This is a genomic window from Deinococcus aquiradiocola (genome assembly GCF_014646915.1).
GTDB lineage: Bacteria > Deinococcota > Deinococci > Deinococcales > Deinococcaceae > Deinococcus > Deinococcus aquiradiocola.
The window spans coordinates 60,884-74,915 of the sequence record NZ_BMOE01000004.1 but is presented as its reverse complement, the minus strand read 5'-3'; the positions used below and the strand labels follow the sequence as shown (position 1 = coordinate 74,915).

The 14,032-nt window shown below is 72.4% G+C and carries 14 protein-coding genes; 6 read left to right on the top strand and 8 right to left on the bottom strand.

The window, feature by feature from the left end; translation table 11 throughout:
* Positions 1-241: 241 nt before the first annotated feature.
* A complete protein-coding gene (locus IEY33_RS07560; RefSeq protein ID WP_306415602.1) occupies positions 242-1,396 on the top strand; it encodes a nitric oxide synthase oxygenase in 1,155 nt (384 codons plus the stop codon).
* Positions 1,397-1,399: 3 nt separating this feature from the next.
* On the opposite strand, the gene IEY33_RS07555 is transcribed toward IEY33_RS07560, so the two are convergent.
* The 3 genes from IEY33_RS07555 to IEY33_RS07545 form a co-directional block, all read right to left on the bottom strand.
* On the bottom strand, positions 1,400-2,053 hold the full coding sequence (locus IEY33_RS07555) for a 5-formyltetrahydrofolate cyclo-ligase family protein (protein ID WP_229670865.1): 654 nt from the start codon (positions 2,051-2,053) through the stop codon (positions 1,400-1,402).
* A 20-nt stretch (positions 2,054-2,073) separates the two neighbouring features.
* Positions 2,074-3,015 carry an acyltransferase gene (locus IEY33_RS07550; RefSeq protein ID WP_188961852.1) on the bottom strand — a complete coding sequence of 314 codons (942 nt, stop codon included), beginning with the start codon at positions 3,013-3,015 and terminating at the stop codon, positions 2,074-2,076.
* Positions 3,016-3,098: 83 nt separating this feature from the next.
* Positions 3,099-4,088, bottom strand: a complete 990-nt coding sequence (locus tag IEY33_RS07545; RefSeq protein WP_188961850.1) for an alpha/beta fold hydrolase — start codon at positions 4,086-4,088, stop codon at positions 3,099-3,101.
* A gap of 93 nt (positions 4,089-4,181) precedes the next feature.
* Between IEY33_RS07545 and IEY33_RS07540 the strand changes: the two genes are divergently transcribed.
* From IEY33_RS07540 to IEY33_RS07530, 3 genes are all read left to right on the top strand, one after another.
* Positions 4,182-4,736 carry a M23 family metallopeptidase gene (locus IEY33_RS07540; RefSeq protein WP_229670864.1) on the top strand — a complete coding sequence of 185 codons (555 nt, stop codon included), beginning with the start codon at positions 4,182-4,184 and terminating at the stop codon, positions 4,734-4,736.
* 300 nt (positions 4,737-5,036) lie between these two features.
* Complete coding sequence (locus tag IEY33_RS07535) at positions 5,037-5,762, top strand: TrmB family transcriptional regulator (RefSeq protein WP_188961847.1); 726 nt, start codon at positions 5,037-5,039, stop codon at positions 5,760-5,762.
* Between the two features lie 345 nt (positions 5,763-6,107).
* Positions 6,108-6,500, top strand: coding sequence for a VOC family protein (locus IEY33_RS07530; RefSeq protein ID WP_188961845.1), 393 nt, complete (start codon positions 6,108-6,110; stop codon positions 6,498-6,500).
* 12 nt (positions 6,501-6,512) lie between these two features.
* Here the strand turns inward: IEY33_RS07530 and IEY33_RS07525 are convergent, their stop codons facing one another.
* The 4 genes from IEY33_RS07525 to IEY33_RS07510 form a co-directional block, all read right to left on the bottom strand.
* Positions 6,513-7,211, bottom strand: a complete 699-nt coding sequence (locus tag IEY33_RS07525; protein ID WP_188961843.1) for a glycerophosphodiester phosphodiesterase — start codon at positions 7,209-7,211, stop codon at positions 6,513-6,515.
* Between the two features lie 24 nt (positions 7,212-7,235).
* A complete protein-coding gene (gene mutL / locus IEY33_RS07520) occupies positions 7,236-8,927 on the bottom strand; it encodes a DNA mismatch repair endonuclease MutL (protein ID WP_229670863.1) in 1,692 nt (563 codons plus the stop codon).
* 67 nt (positions 8,928-8,994) lie between these two features.
* Positions 8,995-11,550, bottom strand: a complete 2,556-nt coding sequence (mutS, locus tag IEY33_RS07515; RefSeq protein ID WP_229670862.1) for a DNA mismatch repair protein MutS — start codon at positions 11,548-11,550, stop codon at positions 8,995-8,997.
* Positions 11,551-11,652: 102 nt separating this feature from the next.
* Complete coding sequence (locus IEY33_RS07510) at positions 11,653-12,423, bottom strand: EAL domain-containing protein (RefSeq protein WP_229670861.1); 771 nt, start codon at positions 12,421-12,423, stop codon at positions 11,653-11,655.
* Positions 12,424-12,657: 234 nt separating this feature from the next.
* Here IEY33_RS07510 and rpmE point away from each other — a divergent pair, with 234 nt between their 5' ends.
* Positions 12,658-12,876, top strand: a complete 219-nt coding sequence (gene rpmE / locus IEY33_RS07505; RefSeq protein ID WP_188961840.1) for a 50S ribosomal protein L31 — start codon at positions 12,658-12,660, stop codon at positions 12,874-12,876.
* 186 nt (positions 12,877-13,062) lie between these two features.
* Here the strand turns inward: rpmE and IEY33_RS07500 are convergent, their stop codons facing one another.
* The gene (locus IEY33_RS07500; RefSeq protein ID WP_188961838.1) at positions 13,063-13,242 is read right to left on the bottom strand and encodes a hypothetical protein; all 180 of its coding nucleotides are present in this window, start codon (positions 13,240-13,242) and stop codon (positions 13,063-13,065) included.
* A 123-nt stretch (positions 13,243-13,365) separates the two neighbouring features.
* Here IEY33_RS07500 and IEY33_RS07495 point away from each other — a divergent pair, with 123 nt between their 5' ends.
* Positions 13,366-13,977 (top strand): thymidine kinase, encoded by a 612-nt coding sequence (locus tag IEY33_RS07495; protein ID WP_188961835.1) that lies wholly within the window; start codon positions 13,366-13,368, stop codon positions 13,975-13,977.
* Positions 13,978-14,032: the final 55 nt, after the last annotated feature.

Genomic DNA, 14,032 nt, shown 5'->3' with positions numbered 1-14,032 from the left:
CGGTTGGTGGCCGGGCGGCTGCTCCGTGGGGGGGGTGGTCGCTTCGGGCATGCGTGGCAAGCATAGCGGGTGCGGCCTGACCGGCCCGTGTCATCTGCCGTGCGGAGTTCCCCCGGAGCATCAAGGGCGCGTGTGGGGGCGGGTGACTTGCAGGACATTCGCCGTGCCCGGGAGGCGGCAGGATGGAGGGCGTGACCTGCGCCCGTGCCCGCCTTTCGTCTCTCGCCGTCCGGGGCGGCGCGTGACGTCGGTGGCGGAGGGCACGGCGGCCCTGCGGGAGGCGGAGCGTTTCGTGCGGCAGTTTTACCGCGAGTGCCCCGCACGGCCCGGTGAGGTGCGCGCGGACCTCTCGGAGCGGCTGCTGGAGGTGCGGCGGCAGGCGGCGGAGGGCGGGCCGCAGTTCACGTCGCCGGAGCTGGCGTTCGGGGCGCGGCTCGCGTGGCGCAACAGCACCCGCTGCGTCGGGCGGGGGTACTGGCCTGCGCTGGAGGTGCGGGACCGGCGGCACGTGACCCGGCCGGACGAGGTGTTCGCGGAACTGCTGGAGCACCTGCGGTACGCGTGGAACGGCGGGGCACTGCGGGCCGTCATGACGGTGTTCGGGCCGGGCGTGCGCGTCCTGAACCCGCAGCTCATCCGGTACGCCGCGTACCGCCTGCCGGACGGGTCGGTGATCGGCGATCCCGCGAACCTGGAGTTGACGCACCACCTCATGGCGCTCGGCTGGCCGGGCGGGCCGCGCACGCCGTTCGACGTGCTGCCGGTCGCCGTGCAGTCGGGCGGCACGGTGCGGCTCTTCACGCTGCCGCCGGACGCGGTGCGCGAGGTGAGCGTCACGCACCCGACCCTGCCGGGCGTGGCTGACCTGGGGCTCCGGTGGCACGCGCTGCCGGTCATCTCGGACATGCGGCTGGAGGTGGGCGGCGTGAGTTTCCTGTGCGCGCCGTTCTCGGGGTGGTACCTGCAGACGGAGATCGCCGCGCGGAACTTGGCGGACCGCGACCGGTACGACGTGCTGCCCGCCCTGGCGCGCGCGCTGGGGCTGGACACGCGCCGCGAGCGGACCCTGTGGCGCGACCGGGCGCAGCTGGAGCTGAACGTGGCGGTGCTGCACAGCTTCGACGCGGCGGGCGTGAAGATCGACGATCACCACACGGTCACGCGGCGCTTCGTGCGGTTCGAGGAGCGGGAGGCGCGGGCGGGCCGCGCGGTGTACGGCCGCTGGTCGTGGCTCGTGCCGCCCGTGTCCGGCGCGCTCACGCCCGTCTGGCACCGCAGTTACCGGGACGTGGAGATCACCCCGAACTTCTTTCCGCAGGCGACGGCGTGGCCCGCGGGCGTGCCGGACAGGGACACGGTGGCGGCGGGCGCGCCGCGCTGCCCTTTCCACACCTGAGGGTCAGGTGGGAGGTGAGGGTGTCTGCGCGTCCGGGCCCTGAACGTGCAGGGCCTCGCCGGGCAGGCCGATCACCTGCACCCGCGAGTCGGGCGGGCAGGGGAGGGCGTCCTGCAGCATGGCCGGGTGAGCGACCGTGAACACCGGCAGGTCCGGCAGGCGCGGCACACCGCGCGCCCCCCACCCGAAGCCCTTCGAGAGCCGCCCGCCCGCGCGGTCCACGGCCACGCAGGCCAGCACGGCCGCCGTCGCCCCGACCGGCTGCAGGTGCGGCTCGCCGTGCTCACGCAGGGCTTTCAGGTCCGCGCCGCGCGCGTCCCGCACCCGGAAGTACCACCCGTCGCGCTTCTGGTCCGGCACGTACAGCGTCACGCCCGCCGCGAGCGCCTGCCGACGCAGCGGGTACAGGGCACGCTCCGCGCCCACGATCAGGCACGCGTGACGCTGCACGGCCGGATGCGCGAGCAGTGCGGCAGCCGCCTCACGCGCGCCCACGAAGTTCGGGTGGTGCCCGTGAGGCGGCAGCGGGTACGTCGCCACGCGGTCCCGCAGCAGCGCCGACCACAGGGCGTCACGGGTGGCGCCCGCCGTCATGGTCGGCCCGCGCGTGCCCCGTGGGTCCGTGCGTTCCGGCTCATCACCGGGGCCGGTCGCCACGCCGTTCACCTGAATTGCGGTCAGCCCTCGCCGGCCACCGGTTCGGCCACGGCCTGCACGGCGCGCGGCGCGAGGGCCGGGTCGCCGTCCGGCAGGCGCGTCTGGTTCGGGGTGGGCTGCGGGAATTCCGGGTTGGCCTTGCGGCCTGCGTCGTGCGGGTACGTGGCCGAATCCACGCCCCCGCCGAGCGCCAGCACCTCCTGCGGCGAGCGGATCTTCTGGCGCGTCACGCGGGCCGGGAGGCCCATCGCGATGCCCTGCGGCGGAATGTCGCCGCGCAGCAGGGCGTGCGTGGCGAGCATCGCGTCGTCGCTCACGACGCTGCCCGCCAGGATGGTGCTGTGGTACGTGAGGCGCGCGCCGCGCCCGATCACGGTCCTGCGGAGCGTCACGTCCGGGCCGTCCAGCACGCTGTGCGTGTGGCTGTAGATGTTGACGTAGTCGGACACGCTCGCCCCGTCGTGCAGTTCGATGCCGCCGATGTCGTCGAGCAGCACGTTGCGGTGCACGACCACGTCGTTCCCGACCTCCATGTTGTACCCGACGCTGAACTCCACGTTCTGCCAGCACTTGAAGTCCTGGCCCACCGACCGGAACACGTGCCCGGCCAGCACGCGCCTGAGCGGAATCCCGAACACGGGGTTGTGCCCGAGCGGCGTCAGGTCGATGTTCTTCCACAGCCACAGCAGCGGCTTGACCTGCTGGAAGCGCTCCTGGTCGGTCGCCATGTAGTACTCGGCCTCGAAGGTCACGTTGCGCGAGTCGAGGTTCAGGGCCGCAATCGGCGCGTCCGCGAGGAGCGCCTCGTAGGTCCGGGCGTACATCGCCTGCGCGAGCGTGTCGCGCACCAGGGCCGGGCGGTCGGTGGCGGGGTCCCGCAGGCGGGCCTCGAGGTCGGCGAAGAAGGCCGCGTAGCTGGACTGCGCGTGCGGGTCAATATCTACGGGCTTGAGCCAGGTCACGCCTGGGAGTGTAGCAGGGGCGGATGCTTTGCTGAGCAAGTTGATTTACTTTCCAGTCCGGCCGCCCCCGCGCGGCCCGCGCGTCAGCCTTCCACGGCCCGTTCGAGCGCCTCCACGAAGGCGTCCTCGTCGTCCAGCCACGGGTAGTGCCCGGTCTGCAGGAGGTTCACGTCGGCGTTCGCGAGGTCCTCCAGCCACCCGACCTGCTGCGGGTAGCTCGTGCGGTCCTCGACGCCCGCGATGACGTACACGGGACGCTTCTGCTCCATCAGGAACGGCGGGTACTCGAAGCTCCACAGGCCCTGGTTCACGAGCGCCTGCTGCACCTCGCCGCCGCCCAGCAGCTGCCCCTCCACGTCCGCGTACTCCAGCCGCATGCGGCTCGCGCGGTCCATGAACTGCACGCTGTTCAGCAGGTCGCGGCCGTTCACGAGCGCGAACGCCGCCTCCAGCCGCGCCTCGCCCACCGCGACGTGCTCCCCCTCGGCGGCGTCCGCGCGGAGGCGCTCGGCGGGATCGTCGAGCTTCACGCCGCGCTGCGCGCTCGCCTCGGCCAGCAGCGTCAGCGCGAGGTCCGGGAAGTGCACCCAGGGGTTCACGGTCACGACGCGCGCCGTCTGCAGCGGGTGGCGGCGCCCGTACTCCAGCGCCACCAGTGCCCCGAAACCGTGCCCGAGCGGCGTGAACCGCTCCACGCCCAGGTAGTCCCGCAGCGCCTCCAGATCACCGACGAGCGTGTCGATGTCGAGCGTGTCGCCGCCCTGCTGCGTGTCGGCGAGCGGGCCGCTGCGGCCCGCGCCGCGCATGTCGAGGTACACCATCCGGTAGCGGTCCAGGCGGTCCCCGACCAGCGCCCGGAAGGAGTAGCTGTTGTAGCCGGGACCGCCGTGCAGGAACACCACGACGGGCGCGTCCTCCGGGCCGACCACCTCGAAGTACAGGTCCGCGCCGTTCAGGTGCTCGTAGTGCGGCGTCTCGTCCGTGAGGCCGTCGCCGGTCCAGTCGGAGGGCGCCCGGTCGGTGCCGGTCTCGTCGTTCAGCGTCTCGTCTTGCTCATCGTGCGGGGCAGTCATGCGGTCATTGTAGGGGGGCCGCCCGGACCGGGCCGGAACGCAGGCGGGATTTGGGCGCGTCTCATGCACGGGTGCTGCAATGAGAGGCGAGACATGACCACTTCACGCCCCCCCACCACCCCCGTCCTGATGCGCCTCGCGTGGCTCGCGCTGCTGCTCGCCGCGCTGCTCGGCCTGCTGACGTGGCTGTGGCCGCAGGTGCAGCAGGCCATGCGGTACGCGGACCTGCTGCGCCAGCCCGCGCCCACCGTCCGCAGCCTGCCGGACCCGCTGCCGGGCGTGCGGTTCGCGGACACGTGGGGCGGCGCGCGCAGCGAGGGACGCAGTCACGAGGGCGTGGACATCTTCGCGCCGCGCGGGACGCCCGTGCGCTCCACCACCACCGGCGTGATCGGCAAGGTCGGCCTCGACCGCCTGGGCGGCCGCGTCGTGACCGTCACCGGGCCAGGAGGGTACCACCACTACTACGCGCACCTCGACCGGTACGCGGACGTGACGGTGGGCGAGTGGGTGACGGTCGGCACGGTGCTGGGCTACGTCGGCACGAGCGGCAACGCGGCCGGCACGCCGCCGCACCTGCATTACGGGGTGTACACGCCGGCGTGGCAGGCCACGAACCCGTACCCACTGCTGCGGCGCGGCACCTGACACCCGACCGAGCTGAACGCCTGGAGTTCAGCCGCGCGGACCGCGAAGCCGCCGCCTGGCCGCGAGCCCCGGCAGGTGCGGTCTGGAGGAGATGGAAGCGGGCAGGCGTCCTGCAGGGCGCTGATTGGCCCAAGACGCGGGCAGGCGTCCTCGCGGGTGCTGCCCTGACCCGGGAAGGGACGTCGGTGCACTTTCCGGCAGTCCTGGAACCGGATCGACACCGGATGCAGCGTCGGCCCGGCACGGTCTGGCTATGCCACCCGCGAACGATCAGCCTCGAATCACGTATCCTGTAACTGCATGAGTGCTGTCATCCATCTTCAGGCGCTGGGTCTGACCGAATACGAGGCCCGCGCGTACACCGCGCTGCTGGCGCTGGGCCGCGCCGTTCCGGCCCGCGTGGCGCGGCAGGCGGGCATTCCCCGCCCCAAGATCTACGAGACGCTGGAGCGCCTGGAGGGGCGCGGCCTGGCGGCGCGGGTGGGGCAGAGCCCGCTGGAGTACGCGCCGCTGTCGGCCCGCGAGTACCTCGCGCGGTCCCGCCGCGCCTTCGACGACCGGCTCGGCGCGCTCGACCGTGACCTGTCGCGCCTCGCACCGGACCCCGCGCCGGAAGCCGTGTACCACCTGCACGGTGAGGCCGCGCTGCGCAGCATGTGCGAGGACCTCACCCTGAACGCCCGGCGCACGCTCTTCATGGCGGGCGAACCGGACCTCGCCGAGACGCTCGAAAAGCTCACGCCGCGCGGTGTGCGGGTCGTCACGACGCCGCTCGCGAACCTGCCCGCCATCGCCATGGACGGCGAGCGCGCCTTCCTGCTCGCGCGGGACGGCGAGGCGGCCGTGATCGCGCACTTCGTGACGCCGCCCGCCCCGCCGCTGCCGGGCGCGGAGGTCGTGGTGCCGCACGCCCGCGACGCGCACGGCGTGCACACGCACAACCCGGTCATCGTGCACCTGATCGAAGGGTACGTGGAACTCGCGGCGCGGCAGGACCGCTCGGCGGAAGAGCCCGTCCACGCCTGATCCGGATTCCGATCGAATCCCGCGGCGTGTGCGGGGTCGATCCGGGCGGAACGAGAAGGACAGAGACGCGTTCCGGGAGCGGGCAGGCGTCCTGCAGGGCGTGTCGTCGTGAACGGGCGCGGCTGGCCACGCCACTCCTCCCGTTCTGCCCAGGACGATGGACGGGCGGTGCAGTCCCGACGGTCCGGGAATGGAACGGAACGCGCCTGAAAAGGCCAGCCGCCCGGCTGAAAGGTGACGTGCGCAGTGCGGGCGGGAAGGGGAGCCGCTCTGCCTGCGCCGCCATACGTGTTGTCTCTGGAGAGGTATCGGGGGCTCGGGCAGGTCTTCCCGTACGCTGAAGGTATGCCGACATTCATCACCGGACTCGACCACGTCCAGATCGAAGCGCCCGCCGGGCACGCGGCGCAGGCCCGCGACTTCTACGGCACCTTCCTCGGCCTGCCGGAACTCCAGCGGCCCGAAGGCATCCGCAGCAGCGAGGGCCTGTGGTTCGCGCTGCCCGACGGACGACAGCTGCACACCGGCACCACCGACCCCTTCCACCCGCGCGACAAGGGCCACCCCTGCCTGCGCTGCAGCGACCTCGACGCGTTCCTCGCGCACGCCGCCGCGCACGGCCACCCCACCGAGACCGACACCCGCTGCCACCCCGTCCGCCGCGCCTTCCTGCACGACCCCTTCGGCAACCGCCTGGAAATCGTCGAGAACGCGCACATCAGCACCCCGCTCCCCTGAGCGTCGGGCCGTTCAGGGGCGGGCGCCGAGCAGCACGTCCGGCAGGTCCCCGATCAGGCCGTCCACGCCCAGCGCCGTCAGTCGCGCCACCTCTGCCGGGTCGTTCACCGTCCACGCGTTCACCCGCCACCCTTCCGCGCGTGCCAGCGTCATCAGCGCCTCGTCGATCAGGTGAAAGCGCGGGTGCAGTGCCCGCACGGCCAGCTTGCGTGCCACCAGCGGCATCAGGTCCACCCCGAACCGGTACGGGCGGTGCACCAGGAAGCCCCGCTCGATCCCGGCGTCCAGGTCCCGCGCGGCACGCAGCACGAAGGGACTGAAGCTGCTCACGATCACCCGCTCCGCCAGCCCGTGCGCCCGCACCGCGCGCAGCGTGCCGGACACGCGGTCGTCGATGCGCGCTCCCTCGAACTTGATCTCCACGTTCACGTACGCGCCCGTGTCGGCCGCCCAGCCCAGCACCGACTCCAGCGTCGGCACGTCGTCCGGCAGGTCCGCGCTCAGCAGGGTGTTCAGGGCGCGCCCGTCCGGCAGTTCCAGATCGTGGTGCACCACCAGCAGCCCGTCCGCGAGGCGCCGCACGTCCAGCTCCACGCCGTCCAGCCCCGACTGCAGCGCCGCCTGAAAGCTGAGGAGGGTGTTCTCGCGGTGCTGGCGGGGCGAGCCCCGGTGACCGAGCAGCAGGGGCTTCGGGAGGGGAGACGCAGTCATGCGGGCAGCATAGCGGCCCTCCCGTCACCCGTCCGTCAGATCTGATGAGGGCCGGACCGGCACGCGCTCCTCACGCACGTCCCGCCCGCGCGCCACGTCACGCGGGCCGCGCCGACCGAAGCTGTGCGCGAGGTCCCGTTCCGACAGGCGCAGCGTGGTGGGCCGCCCGTGCGGGCATGCCCACGGCTGCCCGCACCGCGACAGGTCCGCCAGCACCCGCGTGCCCGATTCCAGCGTCACGTGCCCCGCCTTGAGGGCCGGGGCGCACGCCAGCCGCCCCACCAGTTCCCGCACCGGGTCCGGCAGGTCGCCCAGCACCGTCTCCACGATCAGCTCGTGCAGGCGCGGCACCGGCAGCGCCGCGAACGCCGCCGGCAGTGACCGCAGCCGCGCCAGGCCCGCCCCGAACGGCTCCAGCGTCAACCCCATGCCCTGCAGGTCCGCCTGCCGCTCCTGCAGCCGCGCCAGCTGCCCCGGCGTCAGCTGCAGCAGTTCCGGCACCGGCAACTCCAGCGCCTCCGCTCCGGCGAGCCGCTCCGAGAGGCGCTCGAACAGCACCCGCTCGTGCGCGGCATGCACGTCCACGATCCACAGGTCCCCGTCCCCCTCCGCCAGCAGGTACAGCGCCGCATGCACCCCCACCGGCCGCAGCTCCGGGAAGCCCGTGGCCGACGTGATGGCCGACATGGACGCCACCGGCGACACCCCCTCCGGCAAGTGCAGGTCCGGCACCGCCCCCGCCAGCGGCAGGCCCGACAGGGCCGCGCGCACCTCGTCCCGCACGCGCGCCGCCAGCACGGCCACGTCCGCCAGCGCCACCACCGCCTTGGCCGGGTGCACGTTCGGGTTCACGTCCTCCGGCGGCACGCGCACGTCCAGCACGCACAGCGGCGCCTGCGACGACGGCAGCAGCGTCCCGTACCCGTCCACCACCGCCTGCTCCAGCTCCGGCGGGGCCAGCACCGGACGCCCGTTCACCGAGAAATGCATCCGGTCCCGCCGCGACCGCATCAGCTCCGGGCGACTCAGCACACCGCTCAGCACGCCCCCCGGCACCTCCATCGGCAGCACCCGGTTCGCGCTGAGCGGCCCGTACACGCTCGCCACCGCGCCCCGCGCCCCGGACGGCGCGTGCTGCAGGCGTACCTCACCGTCCACCGTGAGCCGCCAGTGCAGCCCCGGACGGTGCAGCACGTACCGGCTCAGCAGCGCCGTCACCTCCCGCACCTCTGCCGCCGCCGACCCCTGCGTCCGGAGCCGTGCGGGCAGGTGCGCGAACAATCCCTCCACGCTCACCGTCGTGCCCGCCGCCGCGCTCACCCGCGACACGCTCACCTCGTCCCCGGACGCCGCGAGCCGCACCGCGCCCAGCTGCGCGGCCGGACGCGTCGTGACCGTCAGGCGGCCCGCCTGCGCCATCGCCCACAACGCCTCCCCCCGGAACCCGAGCGTCGTCACGCGCTCCACGCTCTCCAGCTTCGACGTCGCGTGCCGCAGCGGCGCGAGCGGCACCTCCCCCTCCGGAATGCCCGCCCCGTTGTCCCGCACCGTCACCCGCTCCAGCCCGCCACGCACGACCTCCACGTCCACCCGCGACGCGCCCGCGTCCAGCGCGTTGTCCAGCAGCTCCCGCACCACGTCCAGCGGGCGCGACACCACCTCGCCAGCGGCGATCTGCCGGGCGACCTCGGGGGGAAGGATGCGGATGGACGTCACCCGGCACCACCCGGCACGCAGGCCCACGACACCGGCGGGGTGCCGCTGCCCCGTGCGGACCCTCCGCTCACGATTCGCCGCGCGCGAGCCGCTGCCACGTCTGCAGCAGTTCGAGTGCGCCCATCGGGGTGAGGCGCGTCAGGTCCAGGCTCGCCAGTTCGCGCCGCAGGGCCGTGTCGTCCCCGCGCGCGTTCAGGCCCGCCAGGAGTTGCGCGGCCCGCGCCGTGACGCCCTGCGGCAGCCCGGCCAGCCGCGCCACCTCCACGCCGTAACTCTGCTGCGCGGCGCCCGGCATCACCTGATGGTAGAAGGTCAGGCCGCCCGCCACCTGCGGGTCCTCCTGCGCGGCGACGTGCAGGTTCACGAGGCCCGGCACGGTGCCTTCCAGCCGCGTCAGCTCGAAGTAATGCGTCGCGAACAGCGTGTAGGCGCCCGTGGCGTGCAGGCCCTCCAGGGCCGCCTGTGCGATCGCCTGCCCGTCGAGGCTGCTCGTGCCGCGCCCCACCTCGTCGAGAATCACGAGGCTGCGCGCGCCCGCGCCGTGCAGGATGTCCGCCAGTTCCGACATCTCCACCATGAAGGTGCTGCGTCCGCCCGCCAGGTCGTCGGACGCCCCGATGCGCGTGTGCACCGCGTCGAAGAGCGGCAGTTCGGCCGTGTCCGCCGGAACGAACGACCCGATCTGGTGCAGCAGCGCGCACAGCGCCACCGTCCGCAGGTACGTGCTCTTGCCCGCCATGTTCGGCCCCGTGATGATCAGCGTGCGCCGGTTCGCGTTCAGGTGCGCGTCGTTCGGCACGAAGCGTTCGCCCACGCTGCGTTCCACCACCGGGTGACGCGCCTGCACGAGCCGCACCTCGCCGTCCGTCGTGACGGGCCGCACCCAGCCGCGTTCCGCCGCGATCTCCGCCAGGGCCGCCAGCACATCCAGTTCGCTCACGGCGCCCGCCGCCTCGCTGAGCGCCTCGGCGTGCCCGGACAGGCTCTCGCGCAGCTGCGTGAACACTTCCGCTTCCAGCCGGTCGGCCGCGCCTTCCAGCCGCGCGATCTCGCGTTCGTGCTCGCGCAGGTCGGGCCGCGTGAAGCGCGCGCGGTCCTTGAGGGTCGCGACCTGCCGGTAGTCGGCGGGGACCTTCGCGAGGTGAGAGCTGCTGACCTCCAGGTAGTACCCGAAGACGCTGTTGAAGCCGACTTTCAGGTTCGGGATGCCGCTCCTGACGCGCTCGCTGACTTCCAGCGCGGCGATCCACTCGCGGTGCGTGAGCGCCTCGCCGCGCATGGCGTCCAGCTGCGCGTGGAAGCCCTCGCGGATCAGGCCGCCCTCGCCGCTGCGGATGGGCGGGTCGTCCACCAGGGCCGCCCGGATGAGCGCCACCACGTCCGGCAGCCCGCCGAGCCGTCCGCGCAGCGCGCCCAGCAGGCCGTCCTGCCCGTCCAGCAGGCCTGCCGCGTCCGGCAGGAGGTCCAGCGTCCGTGCGAGCGCGGCGACTTCCCTGGGACCGGCCCGGCGCGTCGCGACGCGGGCCGACAGGCGCTCCAGGTCGTGCGCGCGGTACAGCAGGGCGCGCACGCCGTGCCGCAGGTCCGGCGCGCCCACCAGGGCCGCGACCGCCTCCTGCCGCGCGGCGATGCTGACCGCGTCGCGCAGCGGCGAACGCAGCCACGCCCGCAGGCGCCGCCGTCCGCCCGCGCTGCGCGTCTCGCTGAGCGTCCCGATCAGCGACCCGTCCGGCTGGCCCGCCACGCCCGGGTGCTGCGCGGCGAACACCTCCAGCGCCCGCAGCGCCCAGTCGTTCAGGCGCAGCTGCGCGCCCGGCTCGTAGCGACTCAGTCGGCGCACCATCTCCAGCCGTCCCTGCTGCGTGCCGCGCGCGTACCCGAGTACCGCGCCGCACGCGCGCAGCAGCGCGTCCGTTCCCACGCTCGCCGGAACCTCGCCCAGCGCGGCGATGACTTCCGTACGGGCCGCGCTCACATCGAAGCTTCCCTGCGACAGCATCACCGGGAAGCGCGACTGGAAGTCCGCGAGCAGGGCCGCGTTGCCGCTCAGTTCCGGCGCGAGCAGCACCTCGCGCGCCCGCCAGCGCGACAGGTCGTCGTACAGCGCGGCCCGCGTCCCGAAGCTCGCGCAGCGGAACTCCCCGGTGGACAGGTCCAGCAGCGCCAGAGCGTACCCGTTGCCGGTCGCCACGGCCGCCAGGAAGTTCTCGTCGGCCGACAGCAGGCGTTCGTCCGTCACGGTGCCGGGCGTGAGGAGCTGCGTCACCTTGCGGTCCACCAGGCCGCTGCCCGGTTCCTCCATCTGGTCGGCCACCGCGACGCGCACGCCCATCGCCAGCAGCCGCTCGATGTGCGCGTCCGCCGCGCGGACCGGCAGGCCCGCCATCGGGGTGGAGAAGTCCCTGCTGGACTTGTGCGTCAGCGTGAGGCCCATCAGGCGCGCGGCGCGTTCGGCGTCCTCCCCGAACGTCTCGTAGAAGTCGCCGCACTGGAACAGCAGGAGGGTGTCGGGGTACGTTTCCTGAACGGCGTCCCGCATGCTGACGTACTGTTCCAGCATCGGCGGGAGGGGACCCCGGCCGGTGCCTTTCAGCTTGGTGAGGGAGACATCGGTGGCCTGCATTGCCCCCAGGGTAGCGTGCCGCCCTCCGGGCCTTTGGTCGTTACCTCCCAGATACAGGTGGCCCGGACACGGGCTGCCCGGACGGCCCGGCAGGCGCTCCCCTCAGCTGATCTGGTCGATCAGGTGATCGCTCACGACGGGCAGCGTCTCCAGGCCGGGCCGCGCAAAGTAGTACCCCTGCATGAGCGTCACGCCGAGCTGCGCCAGGGCGCGCGCCTCGGGAAGCGTCTCGATGCCTTCTGCGATCACCAGGGTTCCCGTCTCGCGCGCGAACGCGAAGTGCGCGCGGATCAGGGCCTGCCGCCACGGGTCGTCCTGCACGCCGCGCACGAGGGCCATGTCGAGCTTCAGGATGTCCGGCCGGATCGCGACGAGCAGCTGCGCGGTCGCGTGACCGACGCCGTAGTCGTCGAGCGCCGTCATGAAGCCGTGCGCGCGGTAGGCGTCGATGATGTGCCGCACGTGCGCCTGATCCACCACCTTCTCGTGCTCGGTCACCTCGAACATCAGCCGGTCGAGCGGCATGCCGGTGTCGCGCGCGGCGCGCAGCGTCGCCTGAATGCACGTGCTGGGCGTGTAGACGGCGTTCGGCATGAAGTTGATGCTGAGGCGCGTGGCGATCCCCAGCCGGGCCGCCGCGTGGATGGCCGTGACGCGGCACTGCTGATCGAAGGCGTACAGGTCCTCCGGGCCGACCTGCGCGAGCACCCACGGCGCGGACTGTCCCTCCGGGCCGCGCACGAGCGCCTCGTACGCGAAGATCTCACGCGTGGAGATGTCCACGATGGGCTGAAAGGCCGTCGAGATGGCGAACACCTTGCGGGAGGACCCCTGGCAGGCGAGGCAGGCGTCGGGGGTCGTCGGGCGCGTCACTCCCTACAGCACAACACGATTTTCGGCTGCCGTCCAGAGCGGATGACATCATGAAGGTGGGAAGTTCAGCTGCGCGACATGAAAGCGTGGTCCCCGTCATGCGGGAGGCGCGCGCCGTTCGCCGTTCCGGTGCCCGCCACACTTCCGGGCCGGGCAGGTGTGGTACACTTCCAGGGTTGCCCGTTACGCACCCGCAGCCGTTCAGGCCTGCCAGACGTGACGGCGGAGGACACCATGAAGAAAGATATCCACCCGAAAGTCATGCCGACCAAGATCTTCTACCAGGGCAAGGTCGTCATGGAGACCATGAGCACCCGCCCCGAGATCCACGTGGACGTCTGGAGCGGCGTGCACCCCTTCTGGACCGGCGAGAACCGCTTCGTCGACACCGAGGGCCGCGTCGACAAGTTCAACAAGCGCTTCGGCGACAGCTACCGCACCAAGAAGAAGTAAGCGTTCTTCGGACGCGGCGGGCCACCCGGGAACTCCCAGGGCGGCCCGCTTTCTTTCTCTTCGCTGCCCCGCGGGCGGTGCAGGACGGCGGGCCTGAACAGTGACGTTCAGGCCCGCCGTGCAGCTGGGTTTCGACTGGTCGAGCACCGCGCCTCCGTTCCCCCCCGGGTGGAGCGCGCGTTCCTTTCAGATCGAAGTGTCGTCCGGACGGACGGTTCCGTACATGCTGCCGTACAGGACCGACTCGCCCGGGAGGTGGGTGATTTGAGAGAACTGCAGGGTGAGCGCCGACCAGACGCCCAGGTGTTTGACCTGGGGTCTCACGTACGCGCCCTTCGTCTCCCGATCCGATGAGGTGTTGCTCATACCGTGCTCCCTCCAGAGTGGCACCTTCAGGGTAGAGGGCAGCCCGTAAACGCCCCGTAAATACGGCAGGCCGGGACGGCAGGGCGCGCGAAGGCCGCCGGGCCTGATATTCTCCCCGGCGTCATGCTCAAGTCTCCCTATCACGGCGGTCATCTGGAGGTGATCGTCGGTCCCATGTTCAGCGGCAAGAGCGAGGAACTCATCCGTCGCCTGAACCGCGCGGTGATCGCGCGCCAGCGCGTCGCGGTCTTCAAGCCCGCCATCGACGACCGCTACCACAGCACGCACGTCGCCAGTCACGCGGGCCGCGTCACGCCTGCCATCGCCGCGCACAGCACCGCGCAGGTACGTGAACTGCTGCGCGGTCACGGCGAACTGCTCGACCTGGGCGAGCCTGGCCTGCCGGACGTGGTGGGGTTCGACGAGGCGCAGTTCTTCGACGCGGGACTCGTGCCGCTCGCGCTGGAACTCGCGGACCAGGGCGTGCGCGTGATCCTGGCGGGTCTGGACCTGGACTTCCGGGCGGAACCGTTCGGGGTGATGCCGGACCTGCTGTCCCGCGCGGAGAGCGTCGAGAAGCTCACCGCGATCTGCGTGGTGTGCGGCGCGCCCGCCACGCGCACGCAACGACTGATCGGCGGTCAGCCCGCGCGGCGCGGCGACCCGGTCGTGATGGTCGGCGCGGCCGAATCGTACGAGGCGCGCTGCCGCGTGCATCACGTCGTCGGTGACTGATCCCATACTGAGCTGAACGCTCGGCGTTCAGCCGAGTGAAGCGAGCATCGACGGG

Excerpts from the sequence above, each read along its gene's own strand:
- IEY33_RS07545 (WP_188961850.1), bottom strand. The coding sequence starts at position 4,088 with ATGACTGCCCCGCACGATGAGCAAGACGAGACGCTGAACGACGAGACC.
- IEY33_RS07540 (WP_229670864.1), top strand. The coding sequence starts at position 4,182 with ATGACCACTTCACGCCCCCCCACCACCCCCGTCCTGATGCGCCTCGCG.
- IEY33_RS07535 (WP_188961847.1), top strand. The coding sequence starts at position 5,037 with ATGAGTGCTGTCATCCATCTTCAGGCGCTGGGTCTGACCGAATACGAG.
- IEY33_RS07530 (WP_188961845.1), top strand. The coding sequence starts at position 6,108 with ATGCCGACATTCATCACCGGACTCGACCACGTCCAGATCGAAGCGCCC.
- IEY33_RS07525 (WP_188961843.1), bottom strand. The coding sequence starts at position 7,211 with ATGACTGCGTCTCCCCTCCCGAAGCCCCTGCTGCTCGGTCACCGGGGC.
- mutS (WP_229670862.1), bottom strand. The coding sequence starts at position 11,550 with ATGCAGGCCACCGATGTCTCCCTCACCAAGCTGAAAGGCACCGGCCGG.
- rpmE (WP_188961840.1), top strand. The coding sequence starts at position 12,658 with ATGAAGAAAGATATCCACCCGAAAGTCATGCCGACCAAGATCTTCTAC.
- IEY33_RS07500 (WP_188961838.1), bottom strand. The coding sequence starts at position 13,242 with ATGAGCAACACCTCATCGGATCGGGAGACGAAGGGCGCGTACGTGAGA.
- IEY33_RS07495 (WP_188961835.1), top strand. The coding sequence starts at position 13,366 with ATGCTCAAGTCTCCCTATCACGGCGGTCATCTGGAGGTGATCGTCGGT.